The organism is Sphingomonas sp. Ant H11, assembly GCF_000797515.1.
Lineage (GTDB): Bacteria > Pseudomonadota > Alphaproteobacteria > Sphingomonadales > Sphingomonadaceae > Sphingomonas.
Genome location: NZ_JSBN01000182.1, coordinates 1 through 1,581, shown reverse-complemented (window position 1 = coordinate 1,581; position 1,581 = coordinate 1). Strand labels below are relative to the sequence as shown.

Annotated in this window: 2 protein-coding genes and 1 pseudogene; 1 reads left to right on the top strand and 2 read right to left on the bottom strand. The window is 67.9% G+C overall.

Annotation, left to right across the window (positions count from 1 at the left end; translation table 11 throughout):
• Both NW75_RS21255 and NW75_RS21250 read right to left on the bottom strand, forming a co-directional pair.
• Positions 1–305 (bottom strand): annotated as a pseudogene (locus tag NW75_RS21255) (sensor histidine kinase); the annotation flags it as partial.
• Between the two features lie 40 nt (positions 306–345).
• Positions 346–1,005, bottom strand: coding sequence for a response regulator (locus NW75_RS21250; protein WP_033967387.1), 660 nt, complete (start codon positions 1,003–1,005; stop codon positions 346–348).
• Between the two features lie 123 nt (positions 1,006–1,128).
• Here NW75_RS21250 and NW75_RS21245 point away from each other — a divergent pair.
• Positions 1,129–1,581, top strand: a 453-nt coding sequence (locus NW75_RS21245; RefSeq protein WP_033967389.1) for a hypothetical protein, incomplete at its 3' end; no start/stop codon positions are given.

Below are 1,581 nucleotides of genomic sequence, written 5' to 3'. Positions count from 1 at the left end.
ACATCGGGCGGGGCGGGGGAGGCGATGGTCTTGCCCTGCGCATCGATCCGCCAGCCCCAGCCGCCGTGCGGGTCGTCATAGGGTGCGGCCAGTACCAGGCGAGCGCGGTCGACCGAGCCGTCCGGCCGTATCGCCTGCGCCAGCACCGCGATTTGCGCGTCGAGCCGCTCGTCGAGCCCGTGCATCACGAAGCGATCGAGCACGGCCCCGATGCTGAGCGCGGCGAAGGCCAGCGCGGCGAGCGTGGCAAACAGCGCGGTGACCAGCAAGCGGCCGTAGAGCGAGCGGGGGAGGAGAGTTCGCATCATGCGTCGCCGGGGTGGAGCAAGAGGATTGATGGCAGCCTCATCCCTCCACCATCCGATAGCCGCGCCCGCGCACGGTTTCGATCAGTTCGGCTCCGATCTTCTTGCGCAGGCGACCGACGATCACCTCGAGCGAGTTGGAATCGGGGTCGGCATCGCCTTCATAGACATGGTCGAGCAAGTCGAGCCGGTCGACCACCACGCCCTTGCGCAGCATCAACGTCGACAGCACACGCCATTCGAGCGCGGTCAGCCGCAGCGGCAGGCCGTCCAGCTCGACCTGTCCGGTCTGCGCGTCGAAGGTTACGGGGCCGCACACGATCCGCGCGGCGGCATGGCCGGTTGCGCGGCGCACCAGCGCGCGCAGCCGCATGACGAGTTCCTCGACGCGGAACGGTTTGGTCAGATAGTCATCGGCCCCGGCGCGGAAGCCGGCGACCTTTTCCGACCAGCCATCGCGCGCGGTAAGGATCAGCACGGGCAGCGCGCGCCCGGCGGCGCGCCATTCCTCCAATACGGTGATGCCCGATTTGATCGGCAAGCCGAGATCGAGCACCGCCACGTCATAGCTGCCGGTGTCGCCGAGATGCGCGCCATCTTCGCCATTGGCGGCGATGTCGACCGCGAAATTCTCGGTACGCAACGCCTTGGCGATGCCCTCGGCCAGTGCGGTGTCGTCTTCGACCAGCAAGATACGCATGTCTGTGTCCTTTGCCCGGCGGCTAAGCCCGGTCGCTAAACCCAGGCTGAACCGGCGGGTTCAGCGCGGTGGTGGGACGCATCGCTAGAAAGCGCAACACCAACCCAAGCAGGAGCAAGCACAATGACCGACCAAATCGAAGGCCCCACCCCGCAGCCCGATTTCAGCGCGCTGGAGCCGCAGGCCCCACGCCGCAAACTGCCGCTGCGCACCTCGCTGATCGCCGCCGCCTTTCTCGCCGTCGGCCTGGGCGGTGGTGCGACGGTTGCGTGCATGAATGGCCCGACGGTCGAACTCGCGCCGGTCAAGCCGGTGGCGATCAAGACCCTGAGCGACGATGGTGGGGTGATCAGCGTGCGCGGCACCGTTGCCGAAGTCTTCGGCCCGATGGCCGTGCTTGCCGATGCAAGCGGGCGTGCCTTGGTCGAGATCGGGCGGGAGGGCGATGGCACGGGCTTGCTCGCTCCTGGCCAGACGGTGACGGTGCAGGGCCATTATCGCCACGGCATGATCCGCGCATCGTTCCTCGTCGGTGCCGATGGCAAGGTGACGGCATTGCGGCCGATGGGCGCCCGC